General features: G+C 65.8%; 17 protein-coding genes. All 17 read left to right on the top strand.

Translation table 11 applies throughout. The features are described 5' to 3' along the window. Window positions 1-12 precede the first annotated feature (12 nt). The 17 genes from G335_RS0111485 to flhA all read left to right on the top strand — a co-directional run bounded on the left by G335_RS0111485 (window position 13) and on the right by flhA (window position 16,140). The gene (locus tag G335_RS0111485; protein ID WP_018176840.1) at window positions 13-1,371 is read left to right on the top strand and encodes a sigma-54-dependent Fis family transcriptional regulator; all 1,359 of its coding nucleotides are present in this window, start codon (window positions 13-15) and stop codon (window positions 1,369-1,371) included. Window positions 1,372-1,484: 113 nt separating this feature from the next. Further along, window positions 1,485-1,823 carry a flagellar hook-basal body complex protein FliE gene (gene fliE / locus G335_RS0111480; RefSeq protein ID WP_018145760.1) on the top strand — a complete coding sequence of 113 codons (339 nt, stop codon included), beginning with the start codon at window positions 1,485-1,487 and terminating at the stop codon, window positions 1,821-1,823. A 32-nt stretch (window positions 1,824-1,855) separates the two neighbouring features. Continuing rightward, on the top strand, window positions 1,856-3,529 hold the full coding sequence (gene fliF / locus G335_RS0111475) for a flagellar basal-body MS-ring/collar protein FliF (protein WP_018176839.1): 1,674 nt from the start codon (window positions 1,856-1,858) through the stop codon (window positions 3,527-3,529). Then, window positions 3,519-4,529: a flagellar motor switch protein FliG gene (gene fliG, locus G335_RS0111470; RefSeq protein WP_018169717.1), complete on the top strand. Its 1,011-nt coding sequence runs from the start codon at window positions 3,519-3,521 to the stop codon at window positions 4,527-4,529. The genes fliF and fliG overlap by 11 nt, the downstream gene beginning before the upstream one ends. Next, window positions 4,526-5,248 carry a FliH/SctL family protein gene (locus tag G335_RS0111465; protein ID WP_018176838.1) on the top strand — a complete coding sequence of 241 codons (723 nt, stop codon included), beginning with the start codon at window positions 4,526-4,528 and terminating at the stop codon, window positions 5,246-5,248. Before fliG ends, G335_RS0111465 begins: the two co-directional genes overlap by 4 nt. After that, complete coding sequence (locus G335_RS0111460) at window positions 5,245-6,624, top strand: FliI/YscN family ATPase (protein ID WP_018145756.1); 1,380 nt, start codon at window positions 5,245-5,247, stop codon at window positions 6,622-6,624. The genes G335_RS0111465 and G335_RS0111460 overlap by 4 nt, the downstream gene beginning before the upstream one ends. After that, the gene (gene fliJ, locus G335_RS0111455) at window positions 6,621-7,067 is read left to right on the top strand and encodes a flagellar export protein FliJ (RefSeq protein ID WP_018169719.1); all 447 of its coding nucleotides are present in this window, start codon (window positions 6,621-6,623) and stop codon (window positions 7,065-7,067) included. Before G335_RS0111460 ends, fliJ begins: the two co-directional genes overlap by 4 nt. Before the next feature lie 65 nt (window positions 7,068-7,132). Further along, complete coding sequence (locus G335_RS0111450; protein ID WP_018176837.1) at window positions 7,133-8,221, top strand: flagellar hook-length control protein FliK; 1,089 nt, start codon at window positions 7,133-7,135, stop codon at window positions 8,219-8,221. 310 nt (window positions 8,222-8,531) lie between these two features. Further along, window positions 8,532-9,029 (top strand): flagellar basal body-associated protein FliL, encoded by a 498-nt coding sequence (fliL, locus tag G335_RS0111445; protein WP_018169721.1) that lies wholly within the window; start codon window positions 8,532-8,534, stop codon window positions 9,027-9,029. Window positions 9,030-9,039: 10 nt separating this feature from the next. After that, complete coding sequence (gene fliM / locus G335_RS0111440; RefSeq protein ID WP_018169722.1) at window positions 9,040-10,014, top strand: flagellar motor switch protein FliM; 975 nt, start codon at window positions 9,040-9,042, stop codon at window positions 10,012-10,014. Between the two features lie 10 nt (window positions 10,015-10,024). Continuing rightward, on the top strand, window positions 10,025-10,627 hold the full coding sequence (gene fliN, locus G335_RS0111435) for a flagellar motor switch protein FliN (protein ID WP_018169723.1): 603 nt from the start codon (window positions 10,025-10,027) through the stop codon (window positions 10,625-10,627). A gap of 2 nt (window positions 10,628-10,629) precedes the next feature. After that, complete coding sequence (gene fliO, locus G335_RS0111430; protein WP_026304831.1) at window positions 10,630-11,076, top strand: flagellar biosynthetic protein FliO; 447 nt, start codon at window positions 10,630-10,632, stop codon at window positions 11,074-11,076. Beyond that, window positions 11,076-11,828 carry a flagellar type III secretion system pore protein FliP gene (fliP, locus tag G335_RS0111425; protein WP_018145749.1) on the top strand — a complete coding sequence of 251 codons (753 nt, stop codon included), beginning with the start codon at window positions 11,076-11,078 and terminating at the stop codon, window positions 11,826-11,828. Before fliO ends, fliP begins: the two co-directional genes overlap by 1 nt. A gap of 9 nt (window positions 11,829-11,837) precedes the next feature. After that, window positions 11,838-12,107 carry a flagellar biosynthesis protein FliQ gene (fliQ, locus tag G335_RS0111420; RefSeq protein ID WP_018145748.1) on the top strand — a complete coding sequence of 90 codons (270 nt, stop codon included), beginning with the start codon at window positions 11,838-11,840 and terminating at the stop codon, window positions 12,105-12,107. A gap of 4 nt (window positions 12,108-12,111) precedes the next feature. Beyond that, window positions 12,112-12,885, top strand: a complete 774-nt coding sequence (fliR, locus tag G335_RS0111415; protein ID WP_018176836.1) for a flagellar biosynthetic protein FliR — start codon at window positions 12,112-12,114, stop codon at window positions 12,883-12,885. Between the two features lies 1 nt (window position 12,886). Then, window positions 12,887-14,038, top strand: a complete 1,152-nt coding sequence (gene flhB, locus G335_RS0111410; protein ID WP_018176835.1) for a flagellar biosynthesis protein FlhB — start codon at window positions 12,887-12,889, stop codon at window positions 14,036-14,038. Further along, complete coding sequence (gene flhA / locus G335_RS0111405) at window positions 14,038-16,140, top strand: flagellar biosynthesis protein FlhA (RefSeq protein WP_018169728.1); 2,103 nt, start codon at window positions 14,038-14,040, stop codon at window positions 16,138-16,140. Before flhB ends, flhA begins: the two co-directional genes overlap by 1 nt. Window positions 16,141-16,181 lie beyond the last annotated feature (41 nt).

Raw genomic sequence — 16,181 nt, 5'->3', positions numbered from 1 at the left:
GGGAAGACCTTCATGTCGCGAGCCACGATCCTGCTGGTGGATGCCGAACCCGAACTGCGAGAGGCCGTGGTCCAGGTGCTGGCCACGATCCCGCGGGTGCGTCTGCAGACGTGTACTGCCGGCGAGTTGGTGCAATCCCTGGAGGTATCCGCCCCGGCGGTCATTCTGCTGGCGCAGCCTGCGGACCTGTCCCGGGATGCCCTGAGCCATGCCACGGCAGCGCTGGCGGCAGTCAGCCGCGACGCGAGCCAGGATCAGGAACTGGCCGCGATGCGACATGGGCTGGAGGCGCACTTCGCGCTCCCGCTTATGGCGGACGAGCTGGCCGGGTGGCTGCGTCCGCGGGTGCGACCGGAGCCGTCGCTCGAGGTCCCTGCGTTGGTGACACGCAGTCCCGTGATGCGCGGCATCGATCGCTTCGTTACGCGCATTGCCGGCAGCACGGCAACCGTGTTCGTTACCGGTGAGTCGGGGGTGGGCAAGGAGGTTCTGGCGCGGCAGTTGCACGCGCGCTCGCCGCGGCGACGGGGACCATTCGAAGCGATCAACTGCGCCGCACTGCCCGAGGCGATGCTCGAGGCGATGCTCTTCGGGCATGCCAAGGGCGCCTTTACCGGCGCGGTCGAGGCACGACCGGGCAAGTTTGTGCGGGCCGACGGCGGCACATTGCTGCTGGACGAAGTGACGGAGATCCCGGTGCATTTGCAGGCAAAGCTGCTGCGTGCGCTGCAGGAGCGCGAGGTCGAGCCCCTGGGCGGGCGGCGGCCGCAGCGCGTGGACGTGCGCGTGATCGCGACCTCCAATCGGGATTTGCGCGCGGCCGTGGCCGAAGGGCATCTGCGCGAAGACCTGTACTACCGACTGAACGTCTTTCCCCTGTGCATCCCGCCACTGCGCGAGCGTGCAGAAGATATTGTGCCCTTGGCCGAGGCCTTGCTCCGACGCCTGAGTGGCGGCCAGCTCCAGACCCTGGATGACGGCGCACAACGACGCCTGCGCGAACACGACTGGCCGGGCAACGTGCGCGAACTGGCGAACGTGATGGAACGCGCGGTCACATTGCATGACAACGCGGATCCGCAGGTGAGTGCAGAGTCGGTTTGGCTGGATGCGGACATGGTGAACCCCTGGAGTACCGGGGCCGGCGAGGTGACCACCGGGGCGGAATCGAGGCTGGATGACGAGAACCCGACACCGATGCTGGAGCAGACCCTGCAGACGCAGGAGAGCCGGGTGATCATGAACGTCCTGCGCGAGTCCGGCGGGCGGCGCAAGGAGGCGGCCGACCGGCTGGGAATCAGCCCCAGAACATTGCGTTACAAGATAGCGCGTCTGCGCGAGCACGGCTTTGCGGTGCCCGCGTCGGGCTAATGTGCAGTCGCCTGGCATATGGATTGCTTGAGAGTTTCTGTCGAACACGAAAATACGGCGGGCCCTTCGTGGTCGGTCGGCCGGCGTAACAAGACGCCCCGGGGGTAGTGAGCATGAGCGAGATGCAGATCCAGAACGTCCTGCAGCAGATGCGTCAACTGACGCAAGCCAACGGCGTGGAAAACACGAATGCGGCCCAGCAGACGCGCGAACCCCAGCGCGTCGGCGGCACGGACTTCCAGAACGTGCTGACGGAGTCGCTGCGGGGTGTCAATCAGGTGCAGCAGCAGGCGACCGATCTGCAGACGCGCTTCGAGCTGGGCGACGACAACGTGAGCCTGCCGCAGGTGATGACCGCGATGAGCAAGTCGAGCATCGCCTTCGAGGCGACCAACCAGGTGCGCAACCGTCTGCTGACGGCGTATCAGGAAATCATGCGGATGCAGGTCTGATCGGCCGATCGGGCTGAGGGAGAGAACGGACGATGGCCGAAAATGCACAATCCCTGCCCGCGGTGGTGACCGGCGGGATCAAGGAGTTTAACGGGATGCCTGCGGGCCGCCAGCTGGCCCTGATCGGGATGCTGGCGGGTGCCATTGTGGTGATCGTGGCGCTGCTGTACTGGGCGCTGCGCCCGACCTACGTACCGCTGTTTCCGCGTATGGATTCGGAGGATGCGGCGGAGGTTGTGCAAGTCCTTTCGCAGGCCGGTATTCAGTATCAGGTCGATTCCACGACGGGGCAGGTGAAGGTACCCCAGGGCGAGGTGGCTGGTGCGCGGCTGCAGCTGGCCGGCGAAGGCCTGCCACGTTCGGGCGACATGGGCTTCGAGCTGCTGCAGGAGGATACCGGCCTGGGTACGAGCCGGATGATCGAGGGGGCGCGCCACCATCGGGCGATGGAGGGCGAACTGGCGCGTACCGTGGCATCGCTGAATGCGGTGGACCGGGCGCGTGTGCACATTGCCGAGGGTGAGCAGTCGGTGTTCGTGCGTGATCGGCGCCCGGCCAGCGCGTCGGTGGTCGTGCACCTGCGCGGTGGGCGGTCCCTGAGCGAGTCGCAGGTCGGTGCGATCGTGCATCTGGTCGCGTCCAGCACCTCTGATCTGGATCCTGATCGGGTCACCGTGGTGGACCAAAGCGGGACGCTCCTGACCCAGGATGGCGGCGAGACGGGCATGGGTGGTAGTGGCGACCGCCTGAGTTTCACCCGCGACGTGGAGACCCGCTATACCGACCGTATCCGTGACCTGCTGATTCCGATCGTCGGGCGCGACAAGGTACGGGTGCAGGTGAACGCGGACATCGACTTCTCGAGCGTCGAGCGCACCGAGGAACTGTACGATCCCGAGACGATTGCCTTGCGGTCCGAGCAGACCCGCGAGGACGAGCGCACCGGACCCGAGGGCGGTATCGGGGGTGTCCCCGGGGCGCTGACCAACCAGCCCCCCGCCGGTGGGGTGGTCGGCGAGGAAGGCGAGGAGGGTGAGGGCCCGCCCGCGGCGCTCCCGGGCAGCCGCAGCACCAATATCACCCGCAACTACGAGGTGGATCGCCGCATCAACCATATCCGCGAGATGCCGGGCGGCGTGCAGCGCGTGTCCACGGCCGTGGTGGTGGACTTCCGCCAGGAGGTCAACGAGGAGGGCGAGACCGTGCAGGTGGCGAGGGATGCGGAGGAACTGCAACGCATCGAGGCGCTGGTGCGCGAGGCGGTAGGATTCAATGCCGAACGGGGGGATACGATCAATGTAGTGACCGCCCCGTTCGAGGCACCCATCGAGGCGGTGGCGGCGGACGAAATCGCGTTCTGGGAACAACCCTGGTTCCTCGAGGTGGTCAAGATCGTGGCGGCATTGCTGCTGGCTCTGATTATCCTGTTGACGGTGGTGCGTCCGGCGATGAAACATCTGATGAAGCGGCCGGCTCCGCCGCCGCGGCGCGAGGAAGATCGCGAGGCGCTGACCGACGAGTCAGGCGGCAGCGAGACGGGCATGGCGATGGGTCAGGGTGAGGGTTCGGCCGTGGCTGCGCTGACTGGCCCCAAGGGGCCGGACCAGCAGGAGATGGATCTGGAGGCGGTGCGCGAGATGGTCCGCGAGGACCCCAAGCGCGTGGCACAGGTGATGAAGACGTGGTTGGGTGACGATGGCCGCTGACAAGAACGCCAAACAGGAAGGTGCCGAGCGCGCCGCCGTGTTCATGATGAGCCTCGGCGAGGACGCGGCGGCCGAGGTCATGCGCCACATGGGGCCCAAGGAGGTGCAGAAGATTGGCACCGCGATGGCCTCCATGGACCGCATTTCGCGCAGTGACGTGAACGCGGCGCTGCACGAGTTCTCCACTCATGTGCAGGAACAGACGGCGTTGGGCGTGGGTGCCGACGAGTACGTGCGCAGCGTCATGGAGAGCGCGCTGGGTGACAAGGCCTCGGGCCTGATCGACCGCATCCTGCTGGGACGCAATTCCAAGGGAATCGAGGCCCTCAAGTGGCTGGATCCACGGGCGATCGCCGACATGCTGCGCAACGAGCACCCGCAGATCGTGGCGATTGTTCTTTCCCACCTCGACTCCGACCAGGCCTCGGACACCCTGCAGTACCTGCCCGCGCGGGTGCAGTCCGACATCGTGATGCGCATTGCGACCATGGATGGCGTTCAGCCCCAGGCCCTGCAGGAGCTGGACGAGATCCTCGACCGTCAGCTTTCCGGCAATGCCGCGAGCAAGACGTCGATGCTGGGTGGCGTGCGTTCGGCGGCCAACATCATGAACTTGATGGAGGGCTCACGGGAGGCGGAGATCATGGATACGATCAAGGAGTCCGATTCCGATCTGGGTTCGCGGATCGAGGAAGAGATGTTCGTGTTCGAGAACCTGGTGGAGATCGAGGACCGCGGTATCCAGACGCTGATGCGCGAGATCCAGACGGAATCGCTGGTGCTCGCCATGAAGGGTGCCGACGACGACATGAAGGACAAGATCTTCCGCAACATGTCCAAGCGCGCGGCCGAGATGCTGCGCGAAGACCTCGAGGCCAAGGGGCCGGTCCGGGTCAGCGAGGTCGAGGCCGCACAGAAGGAGATCCTGTCCGTGGCCCGCCGGCTCGCGGAGAACGGCGATATCGTGCTGGGTGGCGGTGGTAGCGAGGCGATGTTGTGACCGACGCCCCGGCGGCCAGGCTTTACACCGACGCGGCGGCATCGCGGTGGGAGCCGCCGGAGATTGGCGACCATGGGGTCCACCCCCCGCGTCGCCTGCCCACGGCCGCCGAGATCGAGGCGATCGAGGACGAGGCCCGCAAGAACGGGTTCGAGGGCGGTTATGCCGAGGGGCATGAACTGGGCAAGAAAGAAGCCGAGAAGGCCACCCGGGCGCGTGAGGACAAGAAACTGCGGGAGACGGTCGCCGTGCTGGAATCCGTGGCCGGCGGGCTTGCCGACCCCCTGGCGGATGCCGCCGATGCCCTGGAGCCGGAGTTGCTGGCGCTGGTGACGGCGCTTGCACGCAAGGTCGTCCAAAGCGAGCTGGAGACGCGACCGGAGCAGATCCGGACGGTCCTGGAGGGGGCATTGGCCCAGCTTCCCGGGCGCAACCAGGAGGTTCGGGTGCACTTGAACCCGGACGACCAGGCGCTGGTGGAGGCCTATGGTGAGCGGGCGGATGCGCGTATCACCTGGGTCCCGGACGCGGGACTTGCGCGCGGCGGCTGTCGCCTCGAATCGGGCGCGGCGAGTGTCGACGCAAGTCTCGAGCGGCGTCTGCAGCACGCGGTGGAAGCCCTCTGGGATGGCGACTATCCGGAGATGGACGGCGCACCCGACGAGGAAGATCACCAATCCGCCAATTCCGTGGACAGCGCGGCCCCGGAGGATTCATGAGTACCCCGATCGACGAGGTCCGCCGCAAGGGCCGGGAACGGCTGAGTAGTGGCTTGCTGGATCGTCTGCAGCAGTCGCGCGGGCGGGTCGAGCGGGTCAATCCGCCGCAGTCGGAGGGTCACCTGTCGCGCCTGACCGGCCTGACGCTGGAGGCGGAAGGCCTGCGCTTGCCCATCGGGGGGCGTGCGCTGATCCACGGCGAGAACGGAGACACGGTGCCGGCCGAGGTCGTCGGTTTCCAGAATGAACGCACGTTCCTGATGCCTGAGGAAATCGCGGCGGGCCTGACGCCCGGCGCGCGCATCGAGCCGCTGGACAACCAGCGTCAGATTCCGGTCGGGGAGGGGCTGCTGGGCCGCGTGATCGATGCCAACGGGCAGCCGCTGGACGGAAAAGGCCCGATCCGCACCCATGATTTTGGGCTGTTGGCCGGGCGGCCGATCAACCCGCTGCAACGCGCACCGGTGCGCGAGCCGCTGGATGTGGGGATCCGGGCAATCAATGGTCTGCTGTCGGTGGGTCGTGGTCAGCGCCTCGGTCTGTTCGCCGGATCCGGGGTCGGCAAGAGTGTGCTGCTGGGGATGATGACCCGCAACACGACGGCGGACGTGATCGTGGTCGGGCTGATCGGCGAGCGCGGTCGGGAAGTGAACGAGTTCATCCACGAGATCCTCGACGAGGAATCGCGCACGCGCACGGTGGTGGTCGCCGTGCCGGCGGACCAGTCGCCGCTGTTGCGCCAGCACGGGGCCTGGGTGGCCACTGCGGTTGCGGAGCATTTCCGGGACCAGGGCCTGCACGTCCTGTTGTTGATGGATTCCCTGACCCGCTTTGCCCAGGGCGCCCGCGAGATCGCGATGGCGATCGGCGAGCCGCCGGCCTCCAAGGGGTATGCGGCATCGGTATTTGCGCGCCTGCCGCAACTGGTGGAGCGCGCCGGCAACGGCGACGTAGGGGGCGGCTCGATTACCGCCTTCTATACCGTGCTCGCCGAGGGCGATGACCAGAACGATCCGATCGTGGACGCCGCGCGCGCGATCCTGGACGGCCATGTCGTGCTGTCGCGCGAGGTGGCAGAGACCGGGCGCTACCCGGCGATCGATGTCGGCGCGTCGGTCTCGCGCGTAATGTCGTCGCTGATCTCGCCGGAACACGAGCGGGCGGCGCGCCGCTTCCGCGGCCTCTCGGCCACCTATATGCAGAACCGCGATCTGATCGCGGTCGGGGCCTATCGCAAGGGGGCCGACCCGCACCTGGACGAGGCAGTGGCGATGCACGAGCGCCTGGAGGCGTATCTGGCGCAGGGTCGCGAAGAGGCCGTCGGTTTTGACCGGGCGCGGGATGACCTGCTGGCGCTGGTTGGCGGGGCGGCATGAACCCGAAGCGCCTGGAACGACTGTTGCGCCTGCGCCGAATCGAGGAGAGCGAGGCCACCCGCCAGCTGGGTGAACGTCTGCAGCAACTGGATGGCATTGCCGGTCAGCGCGAGCGCCTGGAAACCTATCAGCGCGAGTATCTGCAGGCGACCCTTCCGGATGACGCCAACGCCCTCAAGTGGTTGGCGGGCATGCGCGACCAGTTGCGCTCGGCGCTGGAGCAACAGGACCTGCGCATTCAGGCGGCGGAGTCGCAGGTGGAGACCGCGCGCCAGGAGTGGCTGGAGCGCCACCGCAACAGCCTGTCGCTGGAAAAGCTGCTGCAACGCCGGAAGGCCGAGACGGCGCAACACGGCGCCCGGCGCCAGCAAACCGAACAGGATATGTGGGCCACGCGGCAGGCTCATGCGCGCGAGGAAGCGTCGCGTTGGCAAGGTTCTTGAATGGACCGTGACTATCGATTAGGGCAAGGGCCCGGGGATCCACCCGGCACACCGAGGATTCGGAGATGATCGCGACACAGAACACCGGTCAGGGCATGCTGCCGCTGCTGCAATTGCTGGGCGGCGAGGCATCGCTGCAGGACCTGGACGGCCTGAAGGGGCTGAAAGGGAAGGACGGCGAGGGGTTCCTCGCGGTTCTGGAGCCGCAGATGGAGGCCTTGCTGGCGAACCTGGGCGTGCCCGGGGACGAGCTGGAAGGGCTCGATCTGGAAGCCATGCTGGCGCGGCTGCAGGATCTACTCGACGGGCAGGGTTTCGCCGCGGGCGACGAGGCGGGGGGCAAGGGCTTGCCGGTCGCCAGCCTGATGGCGGCAGTGCAGGAACCGGGGCGTATGGACGCGGCCCGTGGGGAGGCGGGCGCCTCTGGCCGCAGGGGTGCCGAGGGCCAGGCGTTGCCGGTCAAGCCCCTGCCTGCAGCCGTCATGCGCCTGTTTGTCGAGGCCAGCCAGGCGGCGGGCGGGCGCGACGGCCTGGCCGCATTGAAGCCCGAACTGCTGGGCGCGCAGGGCGGGCTGTCGCGGGACGGCGTGCTCGATGTCCTCGCCCAGTGGATGACCCAGGGCGGGGACGACGAGTCGCGCCGCGGGCGTACCGACCCCCTGGGGGGCGTCCTGCCGGCTCTCGCCGGTGGGCAGGCCGAGGGGGCGGAGGCCGCGCGTGCGCTGCCGCGACTGGACCTGACCCGGCTCCTGCAGCAGCCCAATGGGGCCCGCGAGCTGGCCGATCAGGTGCGCATGCTCGCCCAGGCACAGGGTGGGCGCACCGAGCTCAAGCTGCATCCCCCGCAGCTGGGCAGTCTGGATATTCGGGTGCTGGTCGAGGGTGACCGCACAAGCATCCAGTTCATCAGCGCCAATCCGGTGACCCGCGAGGTGCTGGAGGCGGCCATGCCGCGCTTGCGCGACAGCCTCGCCGAGAGCGGGCTGATGCTCGAGGACGCGACCGTCTCCGACCAGGCGGCCGAGGAGGAGGCCGAGCAGGATGAGCGCCAGGCAGCCGCCGGGGCCGCTTCGGAGCTGGCCGAGGCCGAAGACAACGAGAATGAGGGCAGCACGCTCTCGATGCTGAATCGGCGCCTGGATTTGTTTGCCTGATTCGAGCCCGGCGCGGGCTCGGTCTTGCGATATCCGATGGGCGGCGGGCGGTGTCCGTGACCTGCCCCATCGGGCCCCTTTCGCTGTCGTAGCGATTTTCCGTGAGTGCCGCCAAGAATCCGTCTTTCCCGCGCGGCGGGCGGCCGATTCTTGACGTTATCGCCCGTTCCTTCCCCCGAAGTGTCCTTCAGTCTCCTCCAGTATTGGTCGCTAACTATCGGATAAAGCGATAGAAAGACAATGCTGGCATCTGCCTTGCTAAGGTCTTTTCCGAGAGCAAATCCTCGGTTTACCGGATAGCGGGTGCGACATGGCGAAGAAGGAAGTCAATCTGGACGACGAAGAAGGCGGCACCCCGAAGAAGGGCGGCATGGGCAAGCTGCTTGTGCTGCTGCTGATCGTGATCCTGCTGGTGGGCGGCGGGGCCGCTGCGGCCTGGTTCTTCCTGGTTGCGGGCGACGAGGCTGCCGAACAGGTGGAGGAAGGCCCCCCCGAGCGCTTCTACACCAGCCTGGAGCCGATGACTGTCAACATCGAAGCGCCGGGCCGCATCCGGTATCTGCGTGCCGAGGTGAGCCTGGTGACCCACGAGGCGCCGGTGATCGAGGCGTTCGAGCGGCATATGCCGGCGATCCGCAACGACCTCCTGGGCATCCTGGCGGAACAGCGTTACGAGGATCTCAATACGCGTGATGGCAAGGAATCGCTGGCGGAGGAGCTGAAGGAAGCAATCCGCGAGATTCTGCGCTCGCGGGATGCGCCGGACGCGGTCGAGGCCGTGTTGTTCAACGAACTGGTGATGCAGTAGGAGCCCCGTTATGGCGCAGACGGATATCCTCAGCCAGGACGAGATCGATGCCCTCCTGCATGGTGTGGACGAGGGCGACGTCGAGACCGAAGACCCGTATCCGAGTGATGGTCAGGCGCGGGAATTCAACTTTGCCACGCAGGATCGCATCGTCCGTGGGCGCATGCCCACGCTGGAGATGATCAACGAGCGCTTTGCGCGTCAGCTCCGGGTCCGTCTGTTCAATGTGCTGCGTCGTTCGGCCGAGATCTCGGTGGTCGGCACCCGTATCACCAAGTTCTCCGAGTACATGCACTCGCTGTTTGTCCCCACCAGCCTGAATCTGGTGCGGGCGCATCCGCTGCATGGCACGGGTTTGTTCGTGTTCGATCCCAAGCTGGTGTTCATCCTGGTCGACAACTTTTTCGGTGGCGACGGGCGCTACTACACCCGCATCGAGGGGCGAGACTTCACCCCGATGGAGATGAAGGTCGTCCACGGCGTGCTGGAAGGGGCCTTCGAGGATATGCAGAAGGCCTGGCAGCCGGTGATGGAGCTGAAGTTTGAGTTCCTGAACTCCGAGGTCAACCCGCAGTTCGCGAACATCGTCTCGCCGACCGAGATCGTGGTCATCAGCGAGTTCCACATCGAGCTCGACGGGGGCGGCGGCAACCTGCACGTGACCCTGCCGTACTCGATGATCGAGCCGATCCGCGAGCAGCTGGATACCGGCATCCAGTCGGATCGCTCCGACGTCGACCAGCGCTGGATGCACGCGCTGCAGGAGGAGATCCAGACCGCCGAGGTCGAGATCAGCTCCATGCTGGCGGAGACCGAGGTCACCGTGCGCGAGCTACTGGATATCCAGCCGGGCGACATCATCCCGGTGGACCTCCCCGAGAAGATCACCTTGCAGGTCGAAGACATCCCGATGTTCCGCGGGAAGTTCGGCGTATCCAATGGCATGAATGCGATCCAGGTTTCGGAACGCATCATCAAACGATAGAGGGCGCAGCATGGCTGACACCGACGATCCCAAACAGGACACCCCGACCGCGGATGAAGATACCGCGGGCGCTGAAACCATGGCCGAGACCGAAGGCGGTAGCGACGACCAGGCGCTGGCCGACGAATGGGGGGCCGCTCTGGCGGAACAGTCCGCCCTGGCCGAGCAGAAGGATGACGAAGAGGCCGCCGACCCGGACGCCCTGCTGAACGAAGCGCAAGGCGGTGGGGGTGCCGCGTCCGCGCAAGCGGCGCCGAAGACCGAGAAGAAGGAACGCAAGCACAAGCCGGATTCGGCCGCGGAGGCGCTGCAGCCTGAACAACTGTCGGGCGTGGTGCAGGGCGACGGCGAGGAGATGAACCTGGAGATGGTGCTGGACGTGCCGGTGACCATCGCCATGGAGATCGGTCGCACGCGCATCCCGATCCGCAACCTTCTGCAGCTGAACCAGGGCTCGGTGGTGGAGCTGGACCGTCTGGCCGGGGAGCCGCTGGACGTGCTGGTGAACGGCACTCTGATTGCTCATGGCGAGGTCGTGGTGGTCAACGAGAAGTTCGGTATCCGGCTGACCGATGTGATCAGCCCCAGTGAGCGCATCCGCAAGCTCAAATAGCCATGAATCCACGTAATACGCGTAGTTCGGCCCTCGTCCTGGCGGCCGTCACGGGGACCCTCTGGCCTTTGACTGCCCTTGCGGAGGGTGGCAGTGGCGGGGCCGCGGCCTATCTGACCCAGCTAATCGGCGGTCTGGTACTGGTGATCGGTGCCATTGTGGTGCTGGGCTGGATCCTGCGCCGGACCCAGGGCGGACTGAACCGCGGCTCGCAGGTGATCGAGATCGTCGCGGCACGCTCGGTGGGCACGCGCGAGCGTCTGGTGCTGGTGCAGGTGGGCGATGAACAGGTGCTGGTGGGCGTGGCGCCTTCCGGCATGCGCACCCTGCACACGATGCGCGAGTCCGTGGTGGCGCCGGTAGGCGAGACCCCGGACTTCTCCAGTGCGCTCAAGCGCGCCGTGACCCGCCGGGCTCCGCCCGGTAGCAGCGAGCGGGGGCAGTCGTGATGGCGCTGTTCCTGCGGTTCGCGCTGGCACTGGGCCTGCTGCTCCTGCCGGGCCTCGCCGGGGCCCAAGTGGCGCAGGGTATCGAGGCCCTGACCGTGACCACCAACGGAGACGGGGGCGAGACCTACTCGGTCACGCTGCAGATCATCCTGTTGATGACGCTGCTGACCCTGCTGCCGTCGATCCTGATCATGATGACGTCCTTCACCCGGATCATTGTGGTGTTGGCGATCCTGCGCCAGGGCCTGGGCACGACCCAGACGCCCTCGAACCAGATCCTGATCGGTTTGGCCTTTTTCCTGACCCTGTTCGTGATGGCCCCGGTGCTCGACGAGATCTACGAGACCGCGTTTGTGCCCTACGTGAACGAGGAGATCGGGACGGAGGAGGTGATCGAGGCGGGGGTGCAGCCGTTGCGCGAGTTCATGTTGATGCATACCCGCGAAAGCGATATCGCGATGTTTGCCGAGATCAACGGGATCGACGGATTCGAGGAGGCGGATGACATCCCGTTGAACCTGCTGGTGCCAGCGTTCATTACCAGCGAGCTGAAGACCGCATTCCAGATTGGCTTCCTGATCCTGATCCCGTTCCTGATCATCGACCTGGTGGTGGCCTCGGTCCTGATGTCGATGGGGATGGTGATGCTCTCCCCGCTGATTATCTCGCTGCCGTTCAAGGTGATGCTGTTCGTTCTGGTGGACGGCTGGGCGCTGATGATGAACACCCTTGCCACCAGTTTCTTCGTGTAGGAGAGCGCGATGACACCCGAACTCGTTGTGGACATCGGTCGCGAGACGCTGACCGTGGTGGTCCTGCTGGCCGCGCCGCCGCTGCTGACGGCGCTGGCCGTGGGTCTGACCATCGGGATGCTGCAGGCAGCGACCCAGATACAGGAAATGACCCTGTCGTTCATCCCCAAGCTGCTGGCGATGTTCGCGGCGCTGCTGATCAGCGGGCACTGGATGCTGGCGTTGTTGATCGACTACACCGAGCGCCTCTACGAGGGTGCGCCGGGGATGGTGGGGTAGGCATATGGCCCTGGCGGCGGAACAGCTGGTGCTGTGGGTGGGGGCGGTCCTGTGGCCGTTCGCCCGCATTGGCGCCATGCTCGTCGCCATGCCGATCTTCGGTGCGGATACGGTCAATGCGCGGGTGCGTATGGGGCTGGCGCTGTTGCTGGCGATCTTCGTGGCCATGCAGGGGCCGGTCCTGCCGGATATCGATCCGTTGAGCCTTGAGGGCGTGCTGGTCACCCTGCACCAGGTCGCGATCGGCGTGTTCATGGGGTTCATTCTGCAGATGGTGTTCTCGGCCGTGACTCAGGCGGGCGAGGTGGTCGCACTGGGCATGGGCCTGGGTTTTGCCTCGATCATGGATCCGGCCCAGGGCGTTCAGGTCCCGGTGGTCTCCACCATCTTTGTGATCTTCTCGACCCTCCTGTTCCTGGCGATGAACGGCCATCTGATCGCCCTGGAGCTGATGCTGACCAGCTTCGAGACCATGCCGATCGCGCCGACCGGTCTGAACGCCGAGGCCTTCTACGCCCTGGTGGGCTTCGGCTCCACGATGTTTGTGGGCGCGGTGCTGGTGGCGTTGCCGGCGGTTGCCTCGCTCCTGTTGGTGAATATCTCCATGGGGGTCATCACCCGCGCGTCCCCGCAACTCAACATCTTCGCGGTGGGTTTCCCGATGATGATCCTGATCGGGTTCGTACTGATGATGTTGATCCTGCCGGGCCTGCCCGAACGCTTCGGCGAGCTGATGCTCGAGGGCTTCAACCTGATGCAGACCCGGATGGGCTTCTGAGATGGCCGAGAACGAGAGCGGACAGGAAAAAAGCGAAGAGCCCACTCCGAAACGCCTGCGCGAGGCGAAGGAGAAGGGGCAGGTCCCGCGCTCGCGCGAGCTGAGCACCTTTCTGGTGCTGATGGCGGGCGGGAGCTTCCTGCTGATGTACGGCCCGAACATGGGGGCGCAACTTACTGAACAGATGAGCAGTCGCCTGGATTTCGAACGTGAAATGGCCTACGACTCGTCGCTGTTATTGCCTTATCTGGCCGACGAGATCTTCCGTACCCTGCGGACCCTGTTCCCGTTGTTCGGCGTACTGATCGTCGCCGCGGTACTCGCGCCGATCGTGATCGGCGGCGCCAATTTTTCCTGGAAGGCCGCCGCGCCCAAGGTCTCCAAGCTGAATCCCGGGAAGGGCCTCAAGCGAATCTTCTCCTGGCAGGGGCTGATGGAGTTCGGCAAGACCTTCGCCAAGTTCGTACTGATCAGCAGTGTCGCGGTCGCCGTGCTGGCGACCTTCTCCGACCGGCTGCTGATGCTTGGCTACGAACCGGTCCATCAGGGCATTAGCCATGCCGCCCAGCTGGTGCTGGGAACGTTCATCGCGGTGTCCGCGGCGTTGATCGTCGTAGCGGCCATCGATGCGCCGTTCCAGATGTGGAATCACCAGAAACAGCTGCGCATGACTCGGCAGGAAGTGAAGGACGAGTACAAGGAGACCGACGGGAAGCCGGAGGTCAAGCAAAAGATCCGCCAGTTGCAGCAGGAGATGGCGCAGCGGCGAATGATGGAGGAGGTCCCCAAGGCCGACGTGATCATCACCAACCCGACCCACTATGCCGTGGCTATCGTCTACGAGGCCTCGCGCATGGCAGCGCCGAAGGTGGTGGCCAAGGGCGTCGACGAGGTGGCCGCCTCGATCCGTGCAGTCGGGGACGAACACGCGATCATCCGCGTCGAGGCTCCGCGCGTGGCCCGCGCCATCTACTTCACCACCGATCTGAACCAGGAAGTGCCCAACGGTCTGTTCGTGGCCGTGGCCCGCATCCTGGCGTACGTCTACCAGCTCAAGCGGGCCGATGCCGACGCGCAGATGCCGGATGACCTGCCGGTGCCCGAGGACTATCTGGATCCTGACAAGCAGCGCGGCCAGAGGAGGGATCAATAATGGCCTTCTTTGACCGTCTGGGTAACGTGGGCAAGTGGGGGCTGGGGGCGCCGATCCTGCTGATCGCGATGCTCTCGATGATGGTGCTGCCGTTGCCGCCGCTGGCGCTGGACGTGCTGTTCACCTTCAATATCGCGCTGTCGCTGGTGGTGATCATGGTTGCGGTGTACACCCCGCGGCCGCTGGAATTCGCGGTCTTCCCGACCGTGTTGCTGGTCGCCACGCTGCTGCGTCTGGCGCTGAACATCGCCTCCACCCGAGTGATCCTGCTGGAAGGCCACACCGGCACGGATGCCGCCGGCAAGGTCATCCAGGCCTTCGGCGACTTCGTGGTCGGCGGCAACTACACCGTGGGGCTGGTGGTGTTCGCGATCCTGATCATCATCAACTTCGTGGTGGTGACCAAGGGGGCCGGGCGTGTGTCCGAGGTCAGCGCCCGCTTTACCCTGGATTCCATGCCCGGCAAGCAGATGGCGATCGACGCCGACCTGAACGCCGGCATCCTGACTCAGGAAGAGGCGCGCAAGCGCCGCGAGGAGATCGCCAGCGAGGCGGACTTCTACGGCTCCATGGACGGTGCCTCCAAGTTCGTCCGCGGCGATGCCATCGCGGGGATCCTGATCCTGTTCGTAAACATCATCGGCGGGCTCACCATCGGTGCGGTGCAGCACGGCATGTCGATCGGCGATGCCGCGACCAACTACGTGTTGCTGACCATCGGCGACGGCATCGTTGCCCAGATCCCGTCGCTGGTGCTGTCCTCCGCCACCGCGATCATTGTGACCCGCGTGACCAGCAGCCAGGACATGGGCCAGCAGGTGTACGGGCAGATGTTCTCCAACCCGCGGGTCCTGTACGTCGCCGGTGGGGTGATCGGCGCGCTGGGCGTCGTGCCGGGCATGCCGAACGCCGTGTTCCTGGGGCTGGCGGCGCTGATCTTTGGCTGGGCCTACCTGCTCAAGCGCCGGAGCCGCGAGGCCGAGGTGGAAGTGGAGCGCATCCCGCAGGAAGACGAAGGCGGGGCTCGTTCGGAGGATCGCGACCTGACCTGGGAAGATGTCCCGCCGGTGGACTTGGTCTCCCTCGAGGTCGGCTACCGCTTGATCCCCTTGGTGGACCGCACCCAGGACGGCCAGCTGATGGGCCGGATCAAGGGCGTGCGCCGCAAGCTGTCGCAGGAGCTCGGCTTCCTGCTGCAGCCGGTGCATATCCGCGACAACCTGGAATTGAGCCCGAACGCCTACCGGATCAGCCTGCTGGGCGTCACTGTGGCGGAGGCCGAGGTGTTTCCCGATCGCGAACTGGCGATCAATCCGGGCGAGGTCTTCGGCACCGTCCCGGGTACCCCGACCAAGGACCCGACCTTCAACCTGGATGCCCTGTGGATCGACCCGTCGGATCGCGACCAGGCCCAGGGCGCCGGCTATACCGTAGTCGACTGTTCCACGGTGATTGCGACGCATTTGTCGCAGGTGTTCCGAGAGAACGCCCACCGCTTGATCGGGCACGAGGAGGCACAGCACCTGCTGGATCAGCTGGCGCGGCATTCGCCGAAGCTGGTGGAGAACCTCGTGCCCAAGACGCTGTCGCTTTCGATCGTGCTGAAGGTGTTGCAGAACCTGCTGGCCGAGCAGGTCTCGATCCGCGACCTGCGCACGATCGCCGAAACCCTGGCAGACGACGGGGTGAAGAGTCAGGATCCCGGCACTTTGACCGCAGCGGTGCGCGTCGCGCTGGCGCGCTCCATCGTCCAGGACCTTGTGGGACCGGAGGATGAGCTGCCACTGATTGCCCTGGACCCATCGCTGGAACAGCTCTTGCATAAGTCCCTGCAGGGCAGCTCGGGTGGCACGGTTGGACTGGAGCCCGGGCTGGCGGAACGGTTGCAGCGTTCGGTTGCGGACGCGGCGCGCCGCCAGGAGACAGCCGGTCAAGCGGCGATCCTGGTGGTGGCACCGGAGATCCGTTCCTGGATTGCCGGCTGGTTGCGCGGCGCGGTTCGCAGCCTGACCGTCCTGGCGTTTACCGAGATCCCCGACAACCGGCGGATTCGGGTAGTGGCCACGGTCGGTCAGGAAGAAACGGCGAAGCAGTCCGCATGAGACATAGGGGTTCCGCCGCGCGAGCGGCGCAGGAGATCAAA

Source organism: Thioalkalivibrio sp. AKL8 (assembly GCF_000380525.1).
In the GTDB taxonomy this organism is placed as follows: domain Bacteria; phylum Pseudomonadota; class Gammaproteobacteria; order Ectothiorhodospirales; family Ectothiorhodospiraceae; genus Thioalkalivibrio; species Thioalkalivibrio versutus.
This window is presented reverse-complemented; position numbering and strand designations above follow the sequence as displayed.

Coding starts and splice junctions, on each gene's coding strand:
- G335_RS0111485 (WP_018176840.1), top strand. CDS start 13: ATGTCGCGAGCCACGATCCTGCTGGTGGATGCCGAACCCGAACTGCGA.
- fliE (WP_018145760.1), top strand. CDS start 1,485: ATGAGCGAGATGCAGATCCAGAACGTCCTGCAGCAGATGCGTCAACTG.
- fliF (WP_018176839.1), top strand. CDS start 1,856: ATGGCCGAAAATGCACAATCCCTGCCCGCGGTGGTGACCGGCGGGATC.
- fliG (WP_018169717.1), top strand. CDS start 3,519: ATGGCCGCTGACAAGAACGCCAAACAGGAAGGTGCCGAGCGCGCCGCC.
- G335_RS0111460 (WP_018145756.1), top strand. CDS start 5,245: ATGAGTACCCCGATCGACGAGGTCCGCCGCAAGGGCCGGGAACGGCTG.
- fliJ (WP_018169719.1), top strand. CDS start 6,621: ATGAACCCGAAGCGCCTGGAACGACTGTTGCGCCTGCGCCGAATCGAG.
- G335_RS0111450 (WP_018176837.1), top strand. CDS start 7,133: ATGATCGCGACACAGAACACCGGTCAGGGCATGCTGCCGCTGCTGCAA.
- fliL (WP_018169721.1), top strand. CDS start 8,532: ATGGCGAAGAAGGAAGTCAATCTGGACGACGAAGAAGGCGGCACCCCG.
- fliM (WP_018169722.1), top strand. CDS start 9,040: ATGGCGCAGACGGATATCCTCAGCCAGGACGAGATCGATGCCCTCCTG.
- fliN (WP_018169723.1), top strand. CDS start 10,025: ATGGCTGACACCGACGATCCCAAACAGGACACCCCGACCGCGGATGAA.
- fliO (WP_026304831.1), top strand. CDS start 10,630: ATGAATCCACGTAATACGCGTAGTTCGGCCCTCGTCCTGGCGGCCGTC.
- fliP (WP_018145749.1), top strand. CDS start 11,076: ATGGCGCTGTTCCTGCGGTTCGCGCTGGCACTGGGCCTGCTGCTCCTG.
- fliQ (WP_018145748.1), top strand. CDS start 11,838: ATGACACCCGAACTCGTTGTGGACATCGGTCGCGAGACGCTGACCGTG.
- fliR (WP_018176836.1), top strand. CDS start 12,112: ATGGCCCTGGCGGCGGAACAGCTGGTGCTGTGGGTGGGGGCGGTCCTG.
- flhB (WP_018176835.1), top strand. CDS start 12,887: ATGGCCGAGAACGAGAGCGGACAGGAAAAAAGCGAAGAGCCCACTCCG.
- flhA (WP_018169728.1), top strand. CDS start 14,038: ATGGCCTTCTTTGACCGTCTGGGTAACGTGGGCAAGTGGGGGCTGGGG.